Origin of the sequence: Enterobacter cloacae complex sp. XAL002, assembly GCF_049236805.1 — a bacterium.
Classification (GTDB): Bacteria; Pseudomonadota; Gammaproteobacteria; order Enterobacterales; family Enterobacteriaceae; genus Enterobacter; species Enterobacter intestinihominis.
In genome coordinates this window covers 1-21,796 of record NZ_JBMKJN010000020.1, presented here as the reverse complement: position 1 = coordinate 21,796, position 21,796 = coordinate 1, and the positions used below count along the sequence as shown (strand labels likewise).

At 56.9% G+C, this 21,796-nt stretch carries 15 protein-coding genes; 10 read left to right on the top strand and 5 right to left on the bottom strand.

The features are described from left to right. Positions 1-61: 61 nt before the first annotated feature. On the top strand, positions 62-1,678 hold the full coding sequence (gene pckA, locus ACOT0L_RS17665) for a phosphoenolpyruvate carboxykinase (ATP) (RefSeq protein WP_046620356.1): 1,617 nt from the start codon (positions 62-64) through the stop codon (positions 1,676-1,678). Between the two features lie 93 nt (positions 1,679-1,771). On the opposite strand, the gene envZ is transcribed toward pckA, so the two are convergent. Continuing rightward, complete coding sequence (gene envZ / locus ACOT0L_RS17660) at positions 1,772-3,118, bottom strand: two-component system sensor histidine kinase EnvZ (RefSeq protein WP_003861615.1); 1,347 nt, start codon at positions 3,116-3,118, stop codon at positions 1,772-1,774. Then, positions 3,115-3,834 carry a two-component system response regulator OmpR gene (ompR, locus tag ACOT0L_RS17655; protein WP_001157751.1) on the bottom strand — a complete coding sequence of 240 codons (720 nt, stop codon included), beginning with the start codon at positions 3,832-3,834 and terminating at the stop codon, positions 3,115-3,117. The genes envZ and ompR overlap by 4 nt, the downstream gene beginning before the upstream one ends. 228 nt (positions 3,835-4,062) lie before the next feature. On the opposite strand from ompR, the gene greB reads away from it, so the two are divergent. The 5 genes from greB (at position 4,063) to feoC (ending at position 10,115) form a co-directional block, all read left to right on the top strand. After that, the gene (gene greB, locus ACOT0L_RS17650) at positions 4,063-4,536 is read left to right on the top strand and encodes a transcription elongation factor GreB (protein ID WP_022649631.1); all 474 of its coding nucleotides are present in this window, start codon (positions 4,063-4,065) and stop codon (positions 4,534-4,536) included. A gap of 87 nt (positions 4,537-4,623) precedes the next feature. Next, complete coding sequence (locus ACOT0L_RS17645) at positions 4,624-6,954, top strand: Tex family protein (protein WP_046620723.1); 2,331 nt, start codon at positions 4,624-4,626, stop codon at positions 6,952-6,954. Between the two features lie 336 nt (positions 6,955-7,290). Further along, positions 7,291-7,518 (top strand): ferrous iron transporter A, encoded by a 228-nt coding sequence (gene feoA, locus ACOT0L_RS17640; protein ID WP_126503850.1) that lies wholly within the window; start codon positions 7,291-7,293, stop codon positions 7,516-7,518. 30 nt (positions 7,519-7,548) lie between these two features. Further along, entirely contained in the window at positions 7,549-9,867 is a 2,319-nt protein-coding gene (gene feoB, locus ACOT0L_RS17635) for a Fe(2+) transporter permease subunit FeoB (protein WP_063151001.1), read from the top strand. A gap of 11 nt (positions 9,868-9,878) precedes the next feature. Beyond that, entirely contained in the window at positions 9,879-10,115 is a 237-nt protein-coding gene (gene feoC / locus ACOT0L_RS17630) for a [Fe-S]-dependent transcriptional repressor FeoC (RefSeq protein ID WP_015571443.1), read from the top strand. On the opposite strand, the gene bioH is transcribed toward feoC, so the two are convergent. Next, complete coding sequence (gene bioH / locus ACOT0L_RS17625; RefSeq protein ID WP_126503848.1) at positions 10,090-10,872, bottom strand: pimeloyl-ACP methyl ester esterase BioH; 783 nt, start codon at positions 10,870-10,872, stop codon at positions 10,090-10,092. The two genes, feoC and bioH, sit on opposite strands and share 26 nt — an antisense overlap. 36 nt (positions 10,873-10,908) lie before the next feature. Here bioH and gntX point away from each other — a divergent pair, with 36 nt between their 5' ends. The 3 genes from gntX to gntT all read left to right on the top strand — a co-directional run bounded on the left by gntX (position 10,909) and on the right by gntT (position 13,848). Further along, positions 10,909-11,589, top strand: a complete 681-nt coding sequence (gntX, locus tag ACOT0L_RS17620; protein ID WP_023298787.1) for a DNA utilization protein GntX — start codon at positions 10,909-10,911, stop codon at positions 11,587-11,589. Between the two features lie 61 nt (positions 11,590-11,650). Beyond that, positions 11,651-12,226 (top strand): Fe-S biogenesis protein NfuA, encoded by a 576-nt coding sequence (nfuA, locus tag ACOT0L_RS17615; protein ID WP_003861601.1) that lies wholly within the window; start codon positions 11,651-11,653, stop codon positions 12,224-12,226. A gap of 305 nt (positions 12,227-12,531) precedes the next feature. Then, positions 12,532-13,848, top strand: a complete 1,317-nt coding sequence (gene gntT / locus ACOT0L_RS17610; RefSeq protein WP_023298788.1) for a gluconate transporter — start codon at positions 12,532-12,534, stop codon at positions 13,846-13,848. A gap of 87 nt (positions 13,849-13,935) precedes the next feature. On the opposite strand, the gene malQ is transcribed toward gntT, so the two are convergent. After that, positions 13,936-16,014 (bottom strand): 4-alpha-glucanotransferase, encoded by a 2,079-nt coding sequence (gene malQ / locus ACOT0L_RS17605; protein WP_126503846.1) that lies wholly within the window; start codon positions 16,012-16,014, stop codon positions 13,936-13,938. 9 nt (positions 16,015-16,023) lie between these two features. Beyond that, the gene (gene malP / locus ACOT0L_RS17600; RefSeq protein ID WP_126503844.1) at positions 16,024-18,417 is read right to left on the bottom strand and encodes a maltodextrin phosphorylase; all 2,394 of its coding nucleotides are present in this window, start codon (positions 18,415-18,417) and stop codon (positions 16,024-16,026) included. A gap of 573 nt (positions 18,418-18,990) precedes the next feature. Here malP and malT point away from each other — a divergent pair. After that, a complete protein-coding gene (malT, locus tag ACOT0L_RS17595; RefSeq protein WP_022649640.1) occupies positions 18,991-21,696 on the top strand; it encodes an HTH-type transcriptional regulator MalT in 2,706 nt (901 codons plus the stop codon). The last annotated feature ends 100 nt before the right edge of the window (positions 21,697-21,796 follow it).

Genomic DNA, 21,796 nt, shown 5'->3' with positions numbered 1-21,796 from the left:
TTAACATCCCCAGAAAAACCCTACAATTTCAGGCAGTACATATTGGCTAAGGAGCAGTGATATGCGTGTTAATGGTTTAACCCCGCAAGATCTCAAGGCTTATGGTATTCACGACGTCCAGGAAGTGGTCTACAACCCCGATTACGATACGCTGTATCAGGAAGAGCTCAATCCGGCACTGGAAGGATACGAGCGAGGTGTGTTGACGAATCTTGGTGCTATCGCCGTCGATACCGGTATTTTTACCGGCCGTTCGCCGAAAGATAAATACATTGTCCGAGATGATACCACCCGCGATACGCTGTGGTGGGCCGATAAAGGCAAAGGGAAGAACGATAACAAACCGCTCTCTCCTGAAACCTGGCAGCATCTGAAAGGGCTCGTCACCCATCAGCTTTCCGGCAAGCGTCTGTTCATCGTCGATGCTTTCTGCGGCGCTAACGCCGACACCCGTCTCTCCGTTCGGTTTATCACTGAAGTGGCCTGGCAGGCGCATTTCGTGAAGAACATGTTCATTCGTCCGACCGATGAAGAACTGCAAAACTTCACCCCTGACTTTATCGTGATGAACGGCGCGAAATGCACCAACCCGCAGTGGAAAGAGCAGGGTCTGAACTCCGAAAACTTCATCGCCTTCAACCTGACCGAGCGTATCCAGCTGATCGGCGGTACCTGGTACGGCGGCGAAATGAAGAAAGGGATGTTCTCGGTCATGAACTACCTGCTGCCGCTGCGCGGTATCGCCTCCATGCACTGCTCGGCGAACGTCGGTGAAAAAGGTGACGTGGCGGTGTTCTTCGGCCTTTCCGGCACCGGTAAAACGACGCTGTCCACCGATCCAAAACGTCGTCTGATTGGCGACGACGAGCACGGCTGGGACGACGACGGTGTGTTTAACTTTGAAGGCGGCTGCTACGCGAAAACCATTCGCCTGTCTGAAGAGGCAGAGCCGGATATCTATCACGCGATTCGCCGCGATGCGCTGCTGGAAAACGTCACCGTGCGTGCCGATGGCTCTGTCGACTTCGACGATGCGTCCAAAACCGAAAACACCCGCGTCTCTTACCCGATCTACCACATCGACAACATCGTGAAGCCGGTGTCGAAGGCGGGCCACGCCACGAAGGTGATTTTCCTTACCGCAGACGCGTTCGGCGTGTTGCCGCCAGTTTCCCGCCTGACCGCCAGCCAGACTCAGTACCATTTCCTCTCCGGCTTTACCGCTAAACTGGCGGGTACCGAGCGCGGTGTGACCGAGCCAACCCCAACCTTCTCCGCCTGCTTCGGCGCAGCGTTCCTGTCGCTACACCCAACGCAGTATGCGGAAGTGCTGGTGAAACGCATGCAGGCATCCGGCGCACAGGCATACCTGGTGAACACCGGCTGGAACGGGACGGGCAAACGTATCTCCATCAAAGATACACGCGCCATCATCGACGCGATTCTGGATGGTTCATTGGATAACGCCGAGACCTTTACGCTGCCGATGTTCAATCTGGCGATCCCAACAGAGCTGCCTGGCGTGGATACGCGTATCCTCGATCCGCGTAACACCTACGGTTCACCGGAACAGTGGCGCGAGAAGGCAGAATCGCTGGCGAAACTGTTTATCGAAAACTTTGAGAAGTATACCGACACCCCGGCGGGTGCTGCGCTGGTGAGTGCGGGACCAAGGTAAAAGCAAAAAGGCAACGAAAGTTGCCTTTTTTAATGTTTTCTCCCTCTCCCCGTGGGAGAGGGCCGGGGTGAGGGCATCAGGCCCCACCCTTTTTTAACTCTCTTTCACCTGCCCCCGTAAAACCGGCACCGGTAACCATGCGCGAATGCTCAAACCACCCCGTTCGCTGGTGCCAATTTCCAGCAGTCCGTTATGGTTATCAACAATACGCTGCACAATCGCCAGGCCTAAGCCGGTTCCGCTGGTGCTGCGCGCGCTGTCGCCGCGCACAAACGGCTGGAACAGGTGCTTACGCTGCTCAGGCTTGATGCCCGGGCCATCGTCTTCCACCTGGAACCAGGCGCGGTTGAGTTCCGTACCGCTGCTGACTTTGATCCAACCGTTGCCGTAGCGCGCCGCGTTGACCACCATATTCGCTACCGCGCGTTTGATGGAGAGCGGGTGCATACGTACCTGAATCTCGCCCGCCTGAAGGTCGGTCGCAATTTCACGTTCGTAGCCGCTTTCGGCGGCAACAACTTCGCCCAGAACCGCGTTCAGATCCGCCATCTCCATCGGCATCTCCTGCCCGGTACGCAGGTAGTCGATAAACTGCTCGATGATGGCGTTACACTCTTCGATATCCTTGTTGATGGACTCTGCAAGATAACCATCCTGCTCGCCCATCATCTCTGTTGCCAGGCGGATACGTGTCAGCGGGGTGCGAAGGTCATGGCTAACCCCCGCCATCAGCAGCGTACGGTCGTCAGCCAGCTGTTTAACGCCTGCCGCCATGTGGTTAAAAGCACGCGTTACCGAGCGCACTTCCGATGCGCCATACTCGCGCAGCGGCGGTGGGATAATACCTTTACCAACCTGCAATGCCGCATGCTCCAGGTCGACCAGCGGTCGGTTCTGGATACGAATAAACAGCCATGCGCCGCCGATAGCCAGCAGCATGATCGCCAGGGTGTATCGGAACAGCGGTGAGAAGTCGCCCTGATGAATCTCGGTGAGCGGAACACGCACCCAGATGTTGGGTGACAGCCAGGTTTTCAGCCAGACAACCGGCGAGCTTTTATTGACCTCAACGCGCACTTCCGTCGGGCCGCCAAGCTGCTGTGCCATCTGCTGGCTAAGGAATTCATAGTGCTGCGCCCAGCGCAGGCCGGCATCTTCCGCCGCTTCGTTCGAATAGAGAGAAATGCCCAACTCACGGTAGATTTCCCGACGGAATGCCGGGGGAACAACCAACTGCGTGCCGTCCTCCAGTTGCAGTTTGTCGGTCATCAGCATACGCACTTCGTATGCCAGCACCTTATTAAACTGCTGAAGGCTCGGCAGGATCGCAAAGTTCAGCACCACCAGGTAGGTCGTCACCAGGCTGACAAACAGCAGGGTGACGATCAATAACAGCGTGCGGGCAAACGAACTTCGCGGCGAGAAGCGCATTCGCCTCATGCTTTAGAGCCGTCCGGGACAAACACGTAGCCCAGACCCCACACGGTCTGAATATAACGAGGATGCGCCGGATCTTCTTCCACCATGCGGCGCAGACGAGAGATCTGCACGTCGATAGAACGTTCCATTGCGGAGTATTCACGGCCGCGCGCCAGGTTCATCAGCTTGTCACGTGAAAGCGGTTCACGCGGGTGGCTGACCAGCGCTTTCAGTACCGCAAACTCGCCGCTGGTGAGCGGCATTGGCTCATCTTCACGGAACATTTCACGGGTGCCGAGGTTCAGCTTGAACTTACCGAATGCAATGACGGCCTCTTCCTGAGACGGCGCGCCCGGCAGCTCGTTCGCCTGACGACGCAGCACGGCGCGAATACGCGCCAGCAGTTCACGCGGGTTAAACGGCTTAGGAATGTAGTCATCAGCGCCAATCTCAAGGCCGACGATACGGTCAACTTCTTCACCCTTCGCCGTCACCATGATGATTGGCATCGGGTTGCTCTGGCTACGCAGACGACGGCAAATAGAGAGCCCATCTTCGCCAGGCAGCATCAGGTCCAACACCATCAGGTGGAAGGATTCACGCGTCAGCAGACGATCCATCTGTTCCGCGTTCGCGACGCTACGAACCTGGAAGCCCTGCTCGGTCAGATAACGTTCCAGCAGCGCACGCAGGCGCATGTCGTCATCTACGACCAGAATTTTGTAGTTCTCTTGCATTGTGTGTACTCCCAAAGGTTCGGATAAGCCTGGAACAGCGTATTCTAAAAAAGTGCACGGGTTCGACCAGCAAATTCTGGTATAAATTCTAGACGAAATTGTTACAAAGCATATTTAACAGCAGCTTATCTGTTCATTTCATCACATAAATCATTATTAATCTTGTCTGTTACACTGTGCGCTACGTATTGTGCGCAAAGACAGTTAACCGGCATTAAAGGCAGCACCATGAAAACGCCTCTGATCACCCGCGAAGGGTACGAGAAACTCAAAAAAGAGATGGATTACCTGTGGCGCGAAGAGCGTCCAGAAGTGACCAAAAAAGTCACCTGGGCCGCAAGTCTGGGCGACCGCAGCGAGAATGCGGACTATCAGTACAATAAAAAGCGACTGCGCGAAATCGATCGCCGGGTACGCTACCTGACGAAATGCCTCGAGAATCTCAAAATTGTCGATTACTCCCCGCAGCAGGAAGGTAAAGTGTTTTTCGGCGCGTGGGTCGAAATTGAAAACGACAACGGCGACACCCTGCGTTTTCGTATCGTTGGCTATGATGAAATTTTCGGTCGTAAGGATTACATTTCTATCGATTCACCCATGGCCCGCGCCCTGCTGAAAAAAGAGGTGGGCGATTTAGCCGTTGTCCAGACGCCCGCGGGTGAAGCAAGCTGGTACGTCAACGAAATCGAGTATGTTAAATAGTCCGAGAGCGCCCTCCCCGGCTGGCATTTTTTGGTGTCAGCCCGTATAACTATCCCCCTGATTTTCGATCCACAAGATGAACTGACCATGATGAAAGAGTCGCTCTGCCGCATTATTGCGGGTGATATTCAGGCCAGAGCCGAACAGGTAGAAGCTGCCGTTCGTCTGCTTGATGAAGGGAACACCGTGCCGTTTATTGCACGTTATCGTAAGGAAGTCACCGGCGGTCTGGATGACACGCAGCTGCGTAACCTTGAGACCCGTCTGGGCTATCTGCGCGAGCTGGAAGACCGACGTCAGGCGATCCTCAAATCTATCGGCGAGCAGGGCAAGCTGACCAGTGACCTGGAAAAAGCCATTAACGGTACCCTGAGCAAAACCGAACTTGAAGATCTCTATCTGCCGTACAAACCGAAGCGCCGCACGCGCGGGCAGATTGCGATCGAAGCCGGCCTTGAGCCGCTGGCCGACCTGCTGTGGAACGAGCCGTCTCACGATCCGGAAACCGAAGCCGCCAGATTTATCGACGCCGAAAAAGGCGTAGCGGACACCAAAGCCGCGCTGGACGGCGCTCGCTACATTCTGATGGAGCGCTTCGCCGAAGACGCGGCGCTGCTGGCCAAAGTGCGTGATTACCTGTGGAAGAACGCCCATATCGTCTCCACCGTGGTGTCCGGCAAAGAGGACGAAGGCGCGAAATTCCGCGACTACTTCGATCACCACGAACCCATTTCTACCGCGCCGTCTCACCGCGCGCTGGCGATGTTCCGCGGTCGTAACGAAGGCGTGCTGCAACTCTCCCTGAATGCCGATCCGCAGTTTGACGAGCCGCCTAAAGAGAGCCACTGTGAGCAGATCATTATGGATCACCTCGGTCTGCGCCTGAACAACGCCCCGGCGGACAGCTGGCGCAAAGGCGTGGTGAGCTGGACCTGGCGCATCAAGGTGCTCATGCACCTCGAAACCGAGCTGATGGGCACCGTGCGCGAGCGCGCCGAAGACGAAGCGATCAACGTCTTCGCCCGTAACCTGCACGACCTGCTGATGGCTGCGCCGGCTGGCCTGCGCGCCACCATGGGTCTCGATCCGGGTCTGCGCACCGGCGTGAAGGTGGCCGTGGTTGACGGCACCGGCAAGCTGGTTGCCACCGACACCATTTACCCGCACACCGGTCAGGCAGCGAAAGCGGCTGTCGTGGTCGCCGCGCTGTGCGAAAAGTACAACGTTGAGCTGGTTGCCATCGGTAACGGTACGGCGTCCCGCGAAACCGAACGTTTCTATCTCGACGTGCAGAAGCAGTTCCCGAAAGTGACGGCGCAGAAAGTGATCGTCAGCGAAGCGGGGGCATCTGTCTATTCCGCCTCTGAGCTGGCAGCGCAGGAGTTCCCGGAACTGGACGTTTCCCTGCGCGGTGCGGTCTCTATCGCCCGTCGTTTGCAGGATCCGCTGGCGGAGCTGGTGAAAATTGACCCGAAATCCATCGGCGTGGGCCAGTATCAGCACGACGTGAGCCAGACGCAACTGGCGCGCAAGCTGGATGCGGTGGTGGAAGACTGCGTTAACGCCGTCGGCGTGGACCTGAACACCGCTTCCGTTCCGCTGCTGACCCGCGTAGCAGGCCTGACCCGTATGATGGCGCAGAATATCGTCGCCTGGCGTGATGAGAACGGTCAGTTCCAGAACCGCCAGCAGCTGCTGAAGGTGAGCCGTCTGGGGCCGAAAGCTTTTGAGCAGTGCGCGGGCTTCCTGCGCATCAACCACGGCGATAACCCGCTGGATGCCTCTACCGTTCACCCGGAAGCCTATCCGGTTGTCGAGCGTATCCTGGCCGCCACCCAGCAGGCGCTGAAAGACCTGATGGGCGACAGCAGCGCGCTGCGTAACCTGAAAGCGGTGGATTTTACCGACGAACAGTTCGGCGTGCCGACGGTCACTGACATCATCAAAGAGCTGGAAAAACCGGGCCGCGATCCGCGTCCTGAGTTTAAAACCGCGACCTTTGCTGACGGCGTGGAAACCATGAACGACCTGCTGCCGGGCATGGTGCTGGAAGGGGCGGTAACCAACGTCACCAACTTTGGCGCGTTTGTGGATATCGGCGTGCATCAGGACGGTCTGGTGCATATCTCTTCCCTCGCCGACAAGTTCGTTGAAGATCCGCACACCGTGGTCAAAGCGGGCGACATCGTGAAGGTGAAAGTGCTGGAAGTGGATCTTCAGCGCAAGCGTATCGCCCTGACCATGCGTCTGGACGAGCAGCCGGGCGACACTAACGCGCGCCGTGGCGGTAATGGCGGTGGCCGTGAACAGCAGCGTCCGGCAGCGAAAGCCGCGAAGCCACGCGGACGTGACGCACAGCCAGCAGGCAACAGCGCGATGATGGATGCTCTGGCAGCGGCGATGGGTAAGAAACGCTAATCCTGTAAATGCCCCTCACCCTAACCCTCTCCCCAAAGGGGAAAGGGAACTTGAACACCCTCGCCCTTTTGGGGAGAGGGCCGGGGTGAGGGGAAAAATTATATCGTAAAATATGAAACCGATTGCATATCCATATTTAAACCGCTATTTATCACTCCATTAACAAATACGCTTTTTATTCCTTCCCGGGTATTCCCGCAAATATTGAGCAAGGTCAAGCAGACCGCAAATTAATACGATTAACAACATCCCGTCACATTTTTATTATTGCTGATAAAAACTATTCTCATTATCATCGCAGTGTTGATTATTTAACCTCTCGTGGAATCAGGCGCTATGCAATTCACTCCAGAAAGTGCGTGGAAAATTATCGGTTTTACCCCTGAGATAAGCCCGGCCTATCGGCAGAAGCTACTGTCACTGGGCATGCTACCCGGCTCATCATTCCAGGTGGTGCGCGTGGCGCCGTTGGGCGATCCTGTTCATATCGAAACCCGACGCGTTAATCTGGTTCTGCGTAAAAAAGACCTCGCATTAATTGAAGTTGAATCTTTATCCCGTTAACAAGCCAGCGGTTTCAGTGAGTCTAAAACAATGAAAAAATTAACTATTGGCTTAATTGGCAATCCTAATTCCGGCAAGACAACCTTATTTAATCAGTTAACCGGCGCACGCCAGCGTGTGGGAAATTGGGCAGGCGTAACGGTTGAACGCAAAGAAGGCCAGTTCACCACGACAGATAATCAGGTCACGCTGGTTGATTTACCGGGGACCTATTCACTCACCACAATTTCATCTCAGACCTCTCTCGATGAGCAAATTGCCTGCCACTATATTCTGAGCGGCGACGCGGATCTGCTCATCAATGTGGTGGATGCCTCCAATCTCGAACGAAATCTGTACCTCACGCTACAGCTGCTGGAGCTGGGGATCCCCTGCATCGTAGCGCTTAACATGCTCGACATCGCCGAGAAGCAAAAGCTGCGCATCGACGTCGACGCCCTCTCCGCCCGTCTGGGCTGCCCGGTGGTTCCGCTGGTTTCTACCCGCGCGCGCGGCATTGACGCCCTGAAGCTGGCAATTGACCGCCACACGGGCAATGCCGACGTCGAACTGGTGCACTACGCCCAGCCGCTGCTGCGCGAGGCCGGGCAGCTGGCGCAGGAGATGGACAACGCCATGCCCGCCAGACAGCGCCTGTGGCTTGGCCTGCAAATGCTGGAAGGCGATATCTACAGCCGCGCCTACGCAGGCGATGCGGCGGATAAACTGAGCGTTGCACAGGCTCGCCTGAGCGACGAGCTGGATGACCCGGCCCTGCATATTGCGGATGCGCGCTATCAGGCCATCGCCGCTATCTGTGACGTGGTCAGCAATGCATTAACCGCTGAACCCAGCCGCTTCACCGCCGCCGTGGATAAGATTGTGCTCAACCGCTTCCTCGGTTTGCCAATCTTTTTACTGGTGATGTACGTAATGTTCCTGCTCGCTATAAACATCGGCGGTGCATTACAACCCATCTTTGATGGCGGCTCTGTCGCTATCTTCGTGCACGGTATTCAGTGGCTGGGCTACACCCTCCACTTCCCGGAATGGTTGACCATCTTCCTTGCGCAGGGGATCGGCGGCGGGATCAACACCGTCCTGCCGCTGGTACCGCAGATCGGCATGATGTACCTGTTCCTCTCCTTCCTTGAAGATTCCGGTTACATGGCACGCGCCGCCTTCGTGATGGACCGCCTGATGCAGGCGCTGGGGCTGCCGGGGAAATCCTTCGTGCCGCTGATTGTCGGTTTTGGCTGTAACGTGCCGTCAGTCATGGGCGCGCGTACGCTGGACGCACCGCGCGAACGCCTGATGACCATCATGATGGCGCCGTTCATGTCCTGCGGCGCACGTCTGGCGATCTTCGCGGTCTTTGCCGCGGCGTTCTTTGGTCAGGAAGGTGCGCTGGCCGTCTTCTCCCTGTATGTGCTGGGTATCGTGATGGCTATTCTCACCGGCCTGATGCTGAAGCACACCATCATGCGTGGCGAAGCGTCGCCGTTCGTGATGGAACTGCCGGTTTATCACGTTCCGCATCTGAAAAGCCTGATTATTCAAACATGGCAGCGCCTGAAGGGCTTTGTTCTGCGCGCCGGTAAGGTGATTGTAGTGGTCAGCATTTTCCTGAGCGCCCTGAACAGCTTCACCCTGAGCGGCCAGGCAGCGGACAACATTAATGACTCTGCCCTTGCCTCCGTCAGCCGGATCATTACGCCGATCTTCAAACCGATTGGCGTACAGGAAGACAACTGGCAGGCAACCGTGGGCCTGTTCACCGGCGCGATGGCAAAAGAGGTGGTTGTCGGCACCCTGAACACGCTCTACACCGCGGAAAACATCCAGGAAGAGGAGTTCAACCCGGCAGAGTTCAGCCTCGGTGACGAACTTCTGGGTGCAGTAGAAGAGACCTGGCAGAGCCTGAAAGACACCTTCAGCCTGAGCGTGCTGGCGAACCCGATTGAAGCCAGCAAAGGCGACGGCGTAATGGCGACCGGAGCAATGGGCGTGATGGGCCAGAAATTTGGCAGCGCGTCGGCGGCCTACAGCTACCTGATCTTCGTCCTGCTCTATATTCCGTGCATCTCGGTCATGGGCGCCATTGCCCGTGAGTCCAGCCGCGGCTGGATGGGCTTCTCCATTCTGTGGGGGCTGAACATTGCCTACTCGCTGGCGACCGTGTTTTATCAAACCGTCAATTACAGCCAGCATCCGCGCTACAGCCTGGTCTGTATCCTCGCGGTGATCCTGTTTAACGTGATGGTGATTGGCCTGCTGCGCCGGGCGCGTAGCCGCGTTGACGTTAACCTGCTGGCAACGCGCAAAACCCCAACGACCTGCTGTAGCAGCCCTGCGGGCGACTGTCACTGAGGGGAAAAAAGATGGCATCGTTGATTCAGGTCCGTGACTTACTGGCGTTACAGGGACGAATGGAGGCGAAGCAGCTCAGCCTCAGCCTGCATACGCCGCAGCCGATGATCGATGCCATGCTGGAAAGGCTGGAGGCGATGGGGAAAGCCGTGCGCATTCAGGAAGAGCCGGACAGTTGTCTGTCCGGCAGTTGTAAAAGTTGTCCGGAAGGTAAAGCCTGCCTCAGGGAGTGGTGGACGCTTCGCTGATAAAACCGGTCAGCGCCGAACAAAACTCAGCAGGATGAGAGATGAACGGCGCATGTGCCGCTTTGGCAACCACCATTGATTCACTCTCCGGCCACAGCGCATCCAGCAGCGGAACCACCTTGCGCGGGACCAGCCCATCCAGATAGCCATAAATACGCAGATGCGGCACCGTCAGTGACGCCAGCGGCTCACGCAGATCGGCCGTTTTCAGGATCTCCAGTCCACCGTTCAGCACCTCAACCTCCGGCATCGGCAGGGAAAGCACCGTCTGCTTCAGCATCCGCGCGTCCTGACGGGCGGTTTCAGTTCCCATCGTCTGCAACGCCAGGAAACGCTCCACCGTCCGCTGGAAATCTTCGCTCAACTGGTGCTGGAACCCGGCCAGCACCTCAGGTTTGATGCCCGGCCACGCCTCGCGGGCGCTGAAACAGGGTGATGAGGCAACGGTGATCAGCGCCTGCACCCGCTCAGGATGGCGCAGCGCAATCTGGCTTGCCACCAGCCCGCCCAGGCTCCAGCCGAGCCAGACGGCTTTTTGCGGCGCCGCTTCCAGAACCTGCTCCGCTATGTCGTCGAGCGTCATCACGCCGTAGCCGTGGCTACGGCCATACCCCGGCAGATCCACCAGGTGTACCGTAAATTGCGAGGCCAGTTCCTCACTTATGCAACGCCACACTTCGGCGTTCAGTCCCCATCCGTGCAGCAGCACAAGATGACAATTTCCCGTCCCAACGGTCTGCCACCACAGCGTCTTCATCAGTTAACTTACTCTTTTTTCACATGGAGGTTGCGTATGCTAACAGTGCCCGGCTTGTGCTGGCTATGCCGAATGCCACTTGCGCTGAGCGCGTGGGGCGTCTGTTCCGTTTGCACGGGAGCGCTGGGTTACCTGAAGGGTTGTCCGCAATGCGGCTTGCCTGCCGTAAGCCAGACGCTCCCCTGTGGTCGATGCCTGAAAAAAGCGCCGCCGTGGAGCGCGCTGGTGGCGGTGGATGATTACGTTTTGCCGCTGAGTCGTCTGGTTCATCAGTTTAAGTTTTCCAGCCAGTTCGCGCTGGCGCAGCCACTGGCACGCCTGTTATTACTGGCGGTATTGCAGGCGCGAAGAACGCGTGGGCTACCGTCGGTCGACACGCTCGTGAACGTGCCACTCTTTCAGCGTCGGCACTGGCGGCGGGGATACAATCAGAGCGACCTGCTGTGCCGTCCGCTCGCCCGCTGGCTGGGTTGCCGGTACCCCGCCTCTGCGCTGAAACGTATTCATGCCACTGCCGTTCAGCACCGGCTCAACGCCCGGTCGCGCAAAAGAAACCTGAAAAACGCCTTTCGCCTTGAATTGCCGGTCAACGGTCTCCATATCGCGATTGTGGATGATGTCGTCACCACGGGCAGTACCGTGGCTGAACTTTCCCGACTGCTTTTGCAAAGCGGCGCCGCGTCAGTTCAGGTATGGTGTCTGTGCCGTACCTTGTAGCCCTTCTTCAATGGGCGTATGATTATACCCAGGTAATTTAGTCAACTATTAGGCCAAAGCTATGATCCGTATTTCCGATTCTGCACAAGCGCACTTTGCCAAACTGCTGGCAAATCAGGAAGAAGGGACGCAGATCCGCGTGTTTGTGATCAATCCAGGCACTCCGAATGCAGAATGTGGTGTCTCTTATTGTCCTCCGGATGCTGTGGAAGCAACTGACACTGCCCTTAAATTTGAACAGCTCACCGCATACGTTGATGAGCTGAGCGCGCCGTATCTTGAAGATGCGGAGATTGATTTCGTCACCGACCAGCTGGGTTCTCAGCTGACGCTGAAGGCGCCAAACGCGAAGATGCGTAAAGTCTCTGACGATGCCCCGCTGATGGAGCGTGTGGAATATCTGCTGCAATCGCAGATCAACCCGCAGCTGGCCGGCCACGGTGGACGTGTTTCCCTGATGGAAATCACCGAAGATGGTCTGGCGATCCTGCAATTCGGCGGCGGCTGTAACGGCTGCTCCATGGTCGATGTAACCCTGAAAGAAGGGATCGAGAAGCAGCTGCTGAACGAATTCCCGGAACTGAAAGGCGTGCGCGATCTGACCGAACACCAGCGCGGCGAGCACTCTTACTACTAATTCAGTGCCCGTCTGTATTGCCCGGTGGCGCTGCGCTTACCGGGCCTGCTTTTTCTTGCCTCCCCCTCTATATGTTGACCTGCGTCTCATAATTCAAATTTTGCCTCCCTGGGTGATTCTCAATCACGTCATGTTACCCGTATCATTCCCATGGGCACTCAACACCCTTATAACAGCCGACTAAACTTATCGTTTTCGCAGGCATCAGTATGAGTGCCGTTAATACTCTGTTCCCAGTTGGGACAACCGGAATTTGTCGTTGAAACAATGACGTTACCCATAACAATTCAAAGGCCAGGTCAATCATGCCATTAGTCATCGTCGCTATCGGTGTTGTGTTATTACTGCTCTTGATGATCCGCTTCAAAATGAACGGATTTATCGCTCTGGTTCTGGTGGCACTTGCAGTCGGTCTGATGCAGGGAATGCCGCTGGTTAAAGTTATCAGCTCCATTAAAGCCGGTGTCGGCGGTACGCTCGGCAGCCTGGCGCTGATCATGGGCTTCGGCGCCATGCTCGGTAAAATGCTCGCGGACTGCGGTGGCGCGCAGCGTATTGCCACTACCCTAATCGATAAATTTGGCAAGCAGCACATCCAGTGGGCGGTGGTGTTAACCGGTTTTACCGTCGGTTTCGCACTGTTCTATGAAGTGGGCTTCGTCCTGATGCTGCCGCTGGTGTTCACCATCGCCGCTGCCGCCAACATCCCGCTGCTGTTCGTAGGCGTACCGATGGCTGCGGCGCTGTCCGTCACCCACGGCTTCCTGCCGCCGCATCCGGGTCCAACGGCTATCGCCACCATCTTCCACGCCGACATGGGTAAAACCCTGCTGTTCGGTACGATTCTGGCGATCCCAACGGTTATCCTGGCCGGTCCTGTTTATGCACGCTTCCTGAAAGGCATTGATAAGCCCATCCCGGAAGGCCTGTACAGCGCCAAAACCTTCACAGATGCAGAGATGCCTGGCTTTGGCGTCAGCGTCTGGACCTCTCTGGTGCCGGTGATCCTGATGGCAATGCGTGCCGTAGCAGAGATGGTTCTGCCGAAAGGTCACGCGTTCCTGTCCGTTGCGGAGTTCCTGGGCGACCCGGTGATGGCAACGCTGATTGCGGTCCTGATCGCCATGTTCACCTTCGGTCTTAACCGTGGTCGTTCCATGGATCAGATCAACGACACGCTGACCTCTTCCATCAAAATCATTGCCATGATGCTGCTGATCATCGGCGGTGGCGGCGCGTTTAAGCAGGTGCTGGTCGACAGCGGCGTGGATAAATACATTGCTGCCATGATGCATGAAACCAACGTATCGCCGCTCCTGATGGCATGGTCTATTGCCGCGGTGCTGCGTATCGCGCTGGGCTCTGCAACCGTTGCGGCGATTACCGCGGGTGGTATCGTTGCGCCGCTGATTGCGACCACGGGCGTAAGCCCTGAGCTGATGGTTATCGCGGTCGGTTCGGGCAGCGTGATTTTCTCCCACGTGAACGATCCGGGCTTCTGGCTGTTCAAGGAGTACTTCAACCTGACCATCGGTGAAACCATCAAGTCCTGGTCCGCGCTGGAGACCATTATTTCGGTGTGCGGTCTGGTCGGGGTGCTGCTGTTGAATATGGTGATTTAATGCCATGAGTCGGGAGGCGGCTACGCCTTACCCGACCTACATGAGCACGACCTGATAATAAAAAACCCGCCACTGGCGGGTTTTTTATTACTTCTTACCGGCTGCTTTTCGCCGTTTATCCAAATCCTTAATCAGCCTGTTCACCCCGTCATCGGCGAACATCGCTTCAAGCGTAGTGGACAGCTTGCGACGCCAGTTTTTGTACTGATAGCTGGTACCGGGTATGTTTACCGGCTCCGCCATATCAATCCAGTCTTCCGGTTGCAGACCGAGCAACGCGCTGTTGCTGTCGGCAATATAGCGCTGTAAGCCACGGTTAAGCGTTGGCGTCATCGACATCAGCGACGCCTTATGCCCGGTGCGCTTCGGCAGACAGCCATGCTTATGCAGCGCATCCAGCAGCCCCTGTTTCGCCAGCTCGCGATCCTGATACAACCCACGCAGAACCTCTTCATCCGGGTAGAGGCCCAGCGTTTTGCCGAGCGTCAGGTCGCCGCTTTCCCAGTAGCCTCTGAGCGTAGGAAGATCATGCGTCGTCGCGACTGCCATTGACTGTTCAGGGTACGCTTTCGGCGCGCGGAAGGTTTTCTCATGGTCGTTTTCAAAATAGAGCACTTTGTAGGAGTAAACCCCGCTGTCGCGGAGCTTGCTGACAATCTCAACCGGCACGGTACCGAGATCTTCGCCAATCACCATGCACTGATGACGCTTACTCTCCAGCGCGAGGATTGAGAGCAGATCGTCCACCGGATACTGCACGTACGCCCCGTGATCGGCCGTTTCACCGTACGGGATCCACCACAGACGCAGCACAGACATGACATGGTCGATACGCAACGCGCCGCAGTTCTGCATGTTAGCGCGCAGCAGATCGATAAACGGCTCGTAGGCACGCGCCGCCATCACGTGTGGATCCATCGGCGGCAAGCCCCAGTTCTGACCAAGCGGGCCCAGAATATCCGGCGGCGCACCGACGGAGGCTTTCAGACAGTAAAGTTCACGGTCACACCAGGTCTCCGCCCCACCTTCCGCCACGCCGACGGCCAGATCGCGATACAGACCGATCGGCATGTTATAGCCCTGGCTCACCTGCCAGCAGGCAGCAAACTGGCTGTACGCAAGCCACTGCAACCAGAGATAGAAATCCACCTCGTCGGCATGCGTCTCACAGAACGCCTTCACTTCCGGGGTATCCACGGACTGATACGCTTCCGGCCACACCGGCCAGCCCCAGCGCATCTCATCCTCCTGGACCTGATACGCATGCAGCGCATCAAACGCAGCCTGCCAGTAAAGGCTCTCGCCTTCCTGCATCACAAACTGGCGGAAGGCTGCCATCTGCTCGTCGTCACGCTTCGCAAAGCCCTTCCAGGCCAGACGCAGCGCCGCCATTTTCAGCGCGGTCACGGAGGCATAATCGACCCAGTCCGCATCGCGGGCCTGTTTCAGCATCTGTTGGGTGGTCTCAAGCTTCCACCACGCCTGCGCCTCTTTGCTGTTTTTGAAATCGTCTAACGCGTTAACGTCGATGTAGATCACGTTCAGCCAGCGGCGGGAAGACGGGCTGTACGGGCTGGCGCTTTCCGGATTCGCCGGATAGAGGGCGTGGATCGGGTTGAGGCCGATAAATGCCCCGCCGCGCTCACCAACAGATGCCAGCATCTTTTTCAGGTCGCCAAAATCGCCAATGCCCCAGTTGCTGTCTGAACGCAAGGTGTAAAGCTGCACACAGGCGCCCCACAGCTTTTTGCCTTCGAGTAGCGCCTGCGGCTCATAGCAGCGCTTCGGCGCGACGATCACCCGACAGTGGAAGCGGCTGTCATTCTGGGTGAGCGTCAGGCTGTGATAGCCCTCCGGCAGCTTCGCCGGAAGGGTGAGGGTTTTGCCGCCGGTGGCATGGCCTTTATGCTGATGCCCCTCTTCGGTGGTGAGCAGCCAGCTGAACTCGCCGCGTCCTTCCACCGCCAGCGGCATCTTTTTGCCCGCGGTAAAGACCTTCACGTTCGGCACCGGCGCTCCCGACGCTTTCGCGTCGGATTTGTGCATGGCATCCAGCAAACGTCTTTTGGTGTCCGCACCAATAGACTGCGGTTTGCCGTGCGCATTGATGTAACTGAGGCTAATTCCCGCCGCCTGCGCGGCACTGTCCAGACGTTTACTCTCCATCGCGCTTCCTTAGCGTTTTGCCTGCCAGATACGAGCCTGATAATCACGGATTGAGCGGTCAGAGCTGAACATACCGCAGCGCGCGGTGTTCAGGATACACGCGCGGGTCCAGGCATCCTGGTCGCGATACAGCACGTCGACCTGCTTCTGCGCTTCAACGTAAGCGGTGAAGTCCGCCATCACCAGGTACGGGTCGCCGCCCTGTTTGTCCATGCTGTGCAGCATCTGGTCAAACGCGTGCTTGTCGCCGTCGCTGTACTTTCCGCTTTCCAGCTCTTTCAACACTGCATCCAGCACTTTGTCTTTTTTACGCCATTTCACCGGGTCGTACCCTTTGGCTTTGATGGCTTTCACTTCTTCAACAGTATGGCCGAAGATAAAGATGTTCTCTTCACCGACCTTCTCGGCGATTTCAACGTTCGCACCGTCCAGCGTGCCGACGGTCAGCGCGCCGTTCAGGGCCAGCTTCATGTTGCCGGTGCCGGACGCTTCTTTACCGGCGGTAGAGATCTGCTCGGAAATATCCGCCGCCGGGATCAGCATTTCAGCCGCAGAGACGCAGTAGTCCGGCAGGAACACCACCTTCAGCTTGTCGCCCACTTTCGGATCGTTGTTGATCGCCGCCGCCACTTTATTAATGGCAAGGATAATGTTTTTCGCCAGGTAGTAGCCCGGCGCCGCTTTCGCACCGAACAGGAACACGCGCGGGACGCGGTCGGCCTGAGGGTTCTCGCGGATCTCTTTGTACAGCGCCAGAATGTGCAGCAGGTTCAGGTGCTGACGTTTGTACTCGTGCAGGCGTTTGATCTGGATATCGAAAATCGCATTTGGGTTAATTTCAATTCCGGTACGCATTTTCACGAACTCGGCCAGACGTATCTTGTTCTCCAGCTTAATGGCGCGGTACTGCTCGCGGAACTTCGCGTCGTCAGCGTATTTTTCCAGGTTGATGAGCTGGTCCAGATCGTTGGCCCACTCTTTCTTCAGGGTCTTGTCCAGCAGGCCGGCCAGCAGCGGGTTGCACTGTTTGATCCAGCGACGCGGCGTAATGCCGTTGGTCACGTTGTGGAATTTGGTCGGCCACAGCTGGTGATATTCCGGGAAGAGATCTTTCACCACCAGATCCGAGTGCAGCGCGGCCACGCCGTTCACCGCAAAGCCGCTTACCACGCACATGTTCGCCATGCGCACCTGTTTGTTGTGTACCACGGCCAGCTTCGCCCAGACGGCTTTGTCGCCCGGCCAGGTTTTCTCCACCAGCACGTTAAACTGGTCGTTAATTTTATTGATGATCTGCATATGGCGCGGCAGCAGCGTTTTCACCAGCTTCTCATCCCAGCACTCCAGCGCTTCCGGCATCAGGGTGTGGTTGGTGTAGGCGAAGGTGCGGCTGGTGATGGCCCAGGCGTCGTCCCAGCTCAGCTGATGCTCGTCGATCAGCACGCGCAGCAGTTCCGGGATGGCAATGGTTGGGTGCGTGTCGTTGAGCTGAATAACTTCGAAGTCCGGCAGCTGCGCCAGCTTGCGGCCTGCCAGGTGGTGGCGGCGCAGAATGTCCGCCACGGAGCAGGCGCACTGGAAGTATTGCTGCATCAGGCGCAGCTTTTTACCCGCCAGATGGTTGTCGTTCGGGTAGAGCACTTTGGTCAGCTTCTCGGCGTCGATACCCTGCTGCTCGGCGCGCAGGAAATCACCGTCATTGAATTTAGTCAGGTTGAATGGATGCGCGTGCTTCGCCTGCCACAGACGCAGCGGCTGCGCCACGCCGTTACGGTAGCCGAGCACCGGCAGATCCCAGGCTTCACCGGTAATGGTGAACGCTGGTTCCCAGAGCCCCTGCTTCGTGACTTTCCCGCCAATCCCGACCTGCACATCCAGCTGTGCGTTGTGGCGGAACCACGGGTAAGTATTACGATGCCAGTCGTCCGGCGCTTCCATCTGGTGGCCGTCAGCGAACGACTGGCGGAACAGACCGTACTGGTAGTTCAGACCATAGCCAATGGCCGACTGGCCCACGGTTGCCATGGAATCCAGGAAGCAGGCTGCCAGACGTCCCAGACCGCCGTTACCCAGCGCCGGATCAATCTCTTCTTCCAGCAGATCGGTCAGGTTGATGTCGTGTTCTTTCAGCACATCGCCGACGTCCTGATACCAGCCAAGGTTCAGCAGATTGTTACCCGTCAGACGGCCAATCAGGAACTCCATCGAAATGTAGTTGACGTGACGCTGGCCTTTCACAGGCTTCGTCGCGGGCTGAGCGTCCAGCTGCTCTGCGAGCGCCCCGCTCACCGCCTGCCACCACTGGTGAGGCGTCATCTCGTTTGCAGCATGAAGGCCAAAACGCTGCCACTGACGCGTCAGGGCAGCCTGGAATTGAGCTTTGTTGAAAGTAGGCTGTGACATAGGGAATCGGCATCCTGTAGAGAGAAAACACATTTGGCGCTAGTGTGCCTGGCTCATTGCGCCTCTTCCTCCTCCTGTCGGGGATTAGGCAGGGAGGAGTAGCGGGGATGAGCATAAAAGTGTGATCGAGGCCACTGTGTAAGTGTGCGCTTCGCTGAAAAAGCGATCCCGGAAGAGCGTCAAAGAAATGAAATGCAGTTTCGGAGGAAATTAATCATCGCTGAAATGATTACTTACGTAGAATAATATTTCTCACGTACAGCGGCTTTCCAGCAACACTATTAAGCCAGAGCAACTTTCCCCAAAGTTAATTAACTTCACCGTCATTATCTCTTTCTGAAACCAGTTTCAGCGCAACCGCGCGCCATGCAGACAAGCCAGTAACAGCGCGGCATCCAGCCATTTATGAAAAGTTCCACCAATGATGAGAATGTTTTGTGACAGAGTGCAAATTCAGAGCCTCCAAACCCAGACATAACTTGCAATAGTTCCTCTATTGGCCGAACTTATAGATATTAATTACGAAGCGCAAAAAAAATAAATTCTCTCGTTCCCCACAGTGAAGTGAAAACTATGTTGATTCCGTCCAAATTAAGTCGCCCGGTTCGTCTTGACCATACTGTGGTTCGCGAGCGCCTGCTGGCTAAACTTTCCGGTGCGCATAATTTCCGACTGGCGCTGGTTACGAGTCCTGCGGGTTATGGAAAAACAACGCTCATTTCGCAATGGGCGGCAGGTAAAAGCGATCTTGGCTGGTACTCCCTGGATGAAGGTGATAACCAGCAGGAGCGTTTTGCCAGCTATTTAATTGCCGCGATTCAGCAGGCAACCAACGGACACTGCGTCACCAGCGAGGTGATGGTGCAAAAGCGCCAGTACGCCAGCCTGTCCTCTCTGTTCTCCCAGCTGTTTATCGAACTGGCCGAATGGCATCGCCCGCTGTATGTGGTGATTGATGATTATCATCTGATCACCAACCCGGTTATTCACGAGTCGATGCGGTTCTTCCTGCGCCATCAGCCGGAAAACCTGACGCTGGTCGTCCTGTCGCGCAACCTTCCGCAGCTGGGCATTGCCAACCTGCGGGTGCGCGATCAGCTACTGGAAATTGGCAGTCAGCAGCTGGCCTTTACCCATCAGGAAGCGAAACAGTTCTTTGACTGCCGTCTGACTTCTCCGATTGAGGCGTCGGAAAGCAGCCGCCTGTGTGATGACGTTGCAGGCTGGGCCACGGCGCTTCAGCTGATTGCCCTTTCCGCGCGGCAAAACAACAGCCCGACGCACCAGTCCGCGCGCCGCCTGGCGGGCATCAACGCCAGCCACCTGTCGGATTATCTGGTGGATGAGGTACTCAACAGCGTAGACCTCACTACCCGCCATTTCCTGCTGAAAAGCTCCCTGCTACGTTCGATGAACGATGCGCTGATTGTGCGCGTCACCGGTATTGAAAACGGGCAGCTTCAGCTCGAAGAGATTGAACGTCAGGGTTTGTTCCTGACGCGAATGGACGATCCCGGCGAATGGTTTAGCTACCATCCGCTGTTTGGCAGCTTCCTGCGCCAGCGTTGCCAGTGGGAGATGGCCGCAGAGCTGCCAGAAATTCACCGCGCCGCCGCCGAAAGCTGGATGGCGCAAGGTTTCCCGAGCGAGGCTATCCACCATGCGCTGGCCGCCGGAGATGCCGGTATGCTGCGCGATATTCTGCTCAACCACGCGTGGGGACTGTTCAACCACAGCGAACTGACGCTGCTGGAAGAGTCGTTAAAAGCGCTGCCGTGGGAGAGCCTGCTGGAGAATCCGCGTCTGGTGCTGCTCCAGGCCTGGCTGATGCAGAGCCAGCATCGCTACAGCGAAGTGAACACCCTGCTGGCGCGCGCCGAGCAGGAGATGGAAAGCGAGATGGATGCCACCCTGCACGGCGAATTTAACGCCCTGCGTGCGCAGGTGGCGATTAACGACGGCGACCCGGAAGAAGCCGAACGGCTGGCGATGGTCGCGCTGGATGAGCTGCCGCTGGCGAATTTCTACAGCCGTATTGTGGCCACCTCGGTACACGGCGAAGTGCTGCACTGTAAGGGCGACCTCACGCGTTCGCTTTCGCTCATGCAGCAAACCGAACAGATGGCCCGCCGCCACGATGTCTGGCATTACGCCCTCTGGAGCCTGATCCAGCAAAGCGAGATTTTATTTGCTCAGGGGTTCCTGCAGGCCGCCTGGGAAAACCAGGAGAAAGCGTTCCAGCTGATCCGTGAACAGCATCTGGAACAGCTGCCAATGCACGAGTTCCTGTTGCGTATTCGCGCTCAGCTGCTCTGGGCATGGTCGCGTCTGGATGAAGCAGAAAGCTGCGCCCGCCAGGGCCTGAATGTGCTTTCGAGCTTCCAGCCGCAGCAGCAACTCCAGTGCCTGGCCCTGCTGGTGCAGTGCTCGCTGGCGCGAGGCGACCTGGATAATGCCCGCAACCACCTTAACCGCCTGGAAAACCTGCTTGGCAACGGACAGTACCATAGCGACTGGGTCTCCAACGCCGATAAGGTCCGGGTGATTTACTGGCAGATGACCGGCGATAAAAAGTCCGCCGCCAACTGGCTGCGTCACACGCCTAAACCAGAATTTGCCAATAACCACTTCCTGCAAAGCCAGTGGCGCAATATTGCCCGCGTGCAGATCCTGCTGGGTGACTTCGAGCCTGCCGAAATCGTGCTGGAAGAGTTAAACGAAAACGCCCGTAGCCTGCGCCTGATGAGCGATTTAAACCGCAACCTGCTGCTGTTAAACCAGCTTTACTGGCAGGCGGGACGTAAAAACGATGCCCAGCGCGTGCTGCTGGAAGCGTTGCAGCTGGCGAACCGCACCGGGTTTATCAGCCACTTTGTGATTGAGGGTGAAGTGATGGCCCAGCAGTTGCGCCAGCTGATTCAGCTCAACACGCTGCCGGAACTCGATCAGCATCGCGCCCAGCGCATTCTGCGCGAGATCAACCAGCACCATCGCCACAAGTTTGCGCACTTCGATGAGAACTTTGTTGAACGTCTGCTGAACCATCCGGAAGTACCGGAGCTTATCCGCACCAGCCCGCTCACACAGCGTGAATGGCAGGTGCTGGGGCTGATCTATTCAGGCTACAGCAACGAGCAGATAGCCGGTGAGCTGGCGGTGGCGGCAACCACCATCAAAACGCACATTCGCAATCTGTATCAGAAGCTGGGCGTGGCGCACCGTCAGGACGCGGTGCAGCATGCGCAGCAGTTGTTGAAGATGATGGGGTACGGAGTTTAGTTTTGTGCGGCCTGATGCCCTCACCCCGGCCCTCTCCCACAGGGCTGAGGGATCCCCAGTAATTTTTTTATGCAGAAGCAATAAAGTTGCTTTCTAAATG

Bases quoted from the DNA above. Each gene is read 5' to 3' on its own strand.
- feoA (WP_126503850.1), top strand. From the start codon at position 7,291: ATGCAATTCACTCCAGAAAGTGCGTGGAAAATTATCGGTTTTACCCCT.
- feoB (WP_063151001.1), top strand. From the start codon at position 7,549: ATGAAAAAATTAACTATTGGCTTAATTGGCAATCCTAATTCCGGCAAG.
- ompR (WP_001157751.1), bottom strand. From the start codon at position 3,834: ATGCAAGAGAACTACAAAATTCTGGTCGTAGATGACGACATGCGCCTG.
- feoC (WP_015571443.1), top strand. From the start codon at position 9,879: ATGGCATCGTTGATTCAGGTCCGTGACTTACTGGCGTTACAGGGACGA.
- gntX (WP_023298787.1), top strand. From the start codon at position 10,909: ATGCTAACAGTGCCCGGCTTGTGCTGGCTATGCCGAATGCCACTTGCG.
- malT (WP_022649640.1), top strand. From the start codon at position 18,991: ATGTTGATTCCGTCCAAATTAAGTCGCCCGGTTCGTCTTGACCATACT.
- envZ (WP_003861615.1), bottom strand. From the start codon at position 3,118: ATGAGGCGAATGCGCTTCTCGCCGCGAAGTTCGTTTGCCCGCACGCTG.
- malP (WP_126503844.1), bottom strand. From the start codon at position 18,417: ATGTCACAGCCTACTTTCAACAAAGCTCAATTCCAGGCTGCCCTGACG.
- greB (WP_022649631.1), top strand. From the start codon at position 4,063: ATGAAAACGCCTCTGATCACCCGCGAAGGGTACGAGAAACTCAAAAAA.
- malQ (WP_126503846.1), bottom strand. From the start codon at position 16,014: ATGGAGAGTAAACGTCTGGACAGTGCCGCGCAGGCGGCGGGAATTAGC.
- ACOT0L_RS17645 (WP_046620723.1), top strand. From the start codon at position 4,624: ATGATGAAAGAGTCGCTCTGCCGCATTATTGCGGGTGATATTCAGGCC.
- gntT (WP_023298788.1), top strand. From the start codon at position 12,532: ATGCCATTAGTCATCGTCGCTATCGGTGTTGTGTTATTACTGCTCTTG.
- nfuA (WP_003861601.1), top strand. From the start codon at position 11,651: ATGATCCGTATTTCCGATTCTGCACAAGCGCACTTTGCCAAACTGCTG.
- pckA (WP_046620356.1), top strand. From the start codon at position 62: ATGCGTGTTAATGGTTTAACCCCGCAAGATCTCAAGGCTTATGGTATT.
- bioH (WP_126503848.1), bottom strand. From the start codon at position 10,872: ATGAAGACGCTGTGGTGGCAGACCGTTGGGACGGGAAATTGTCATCTT.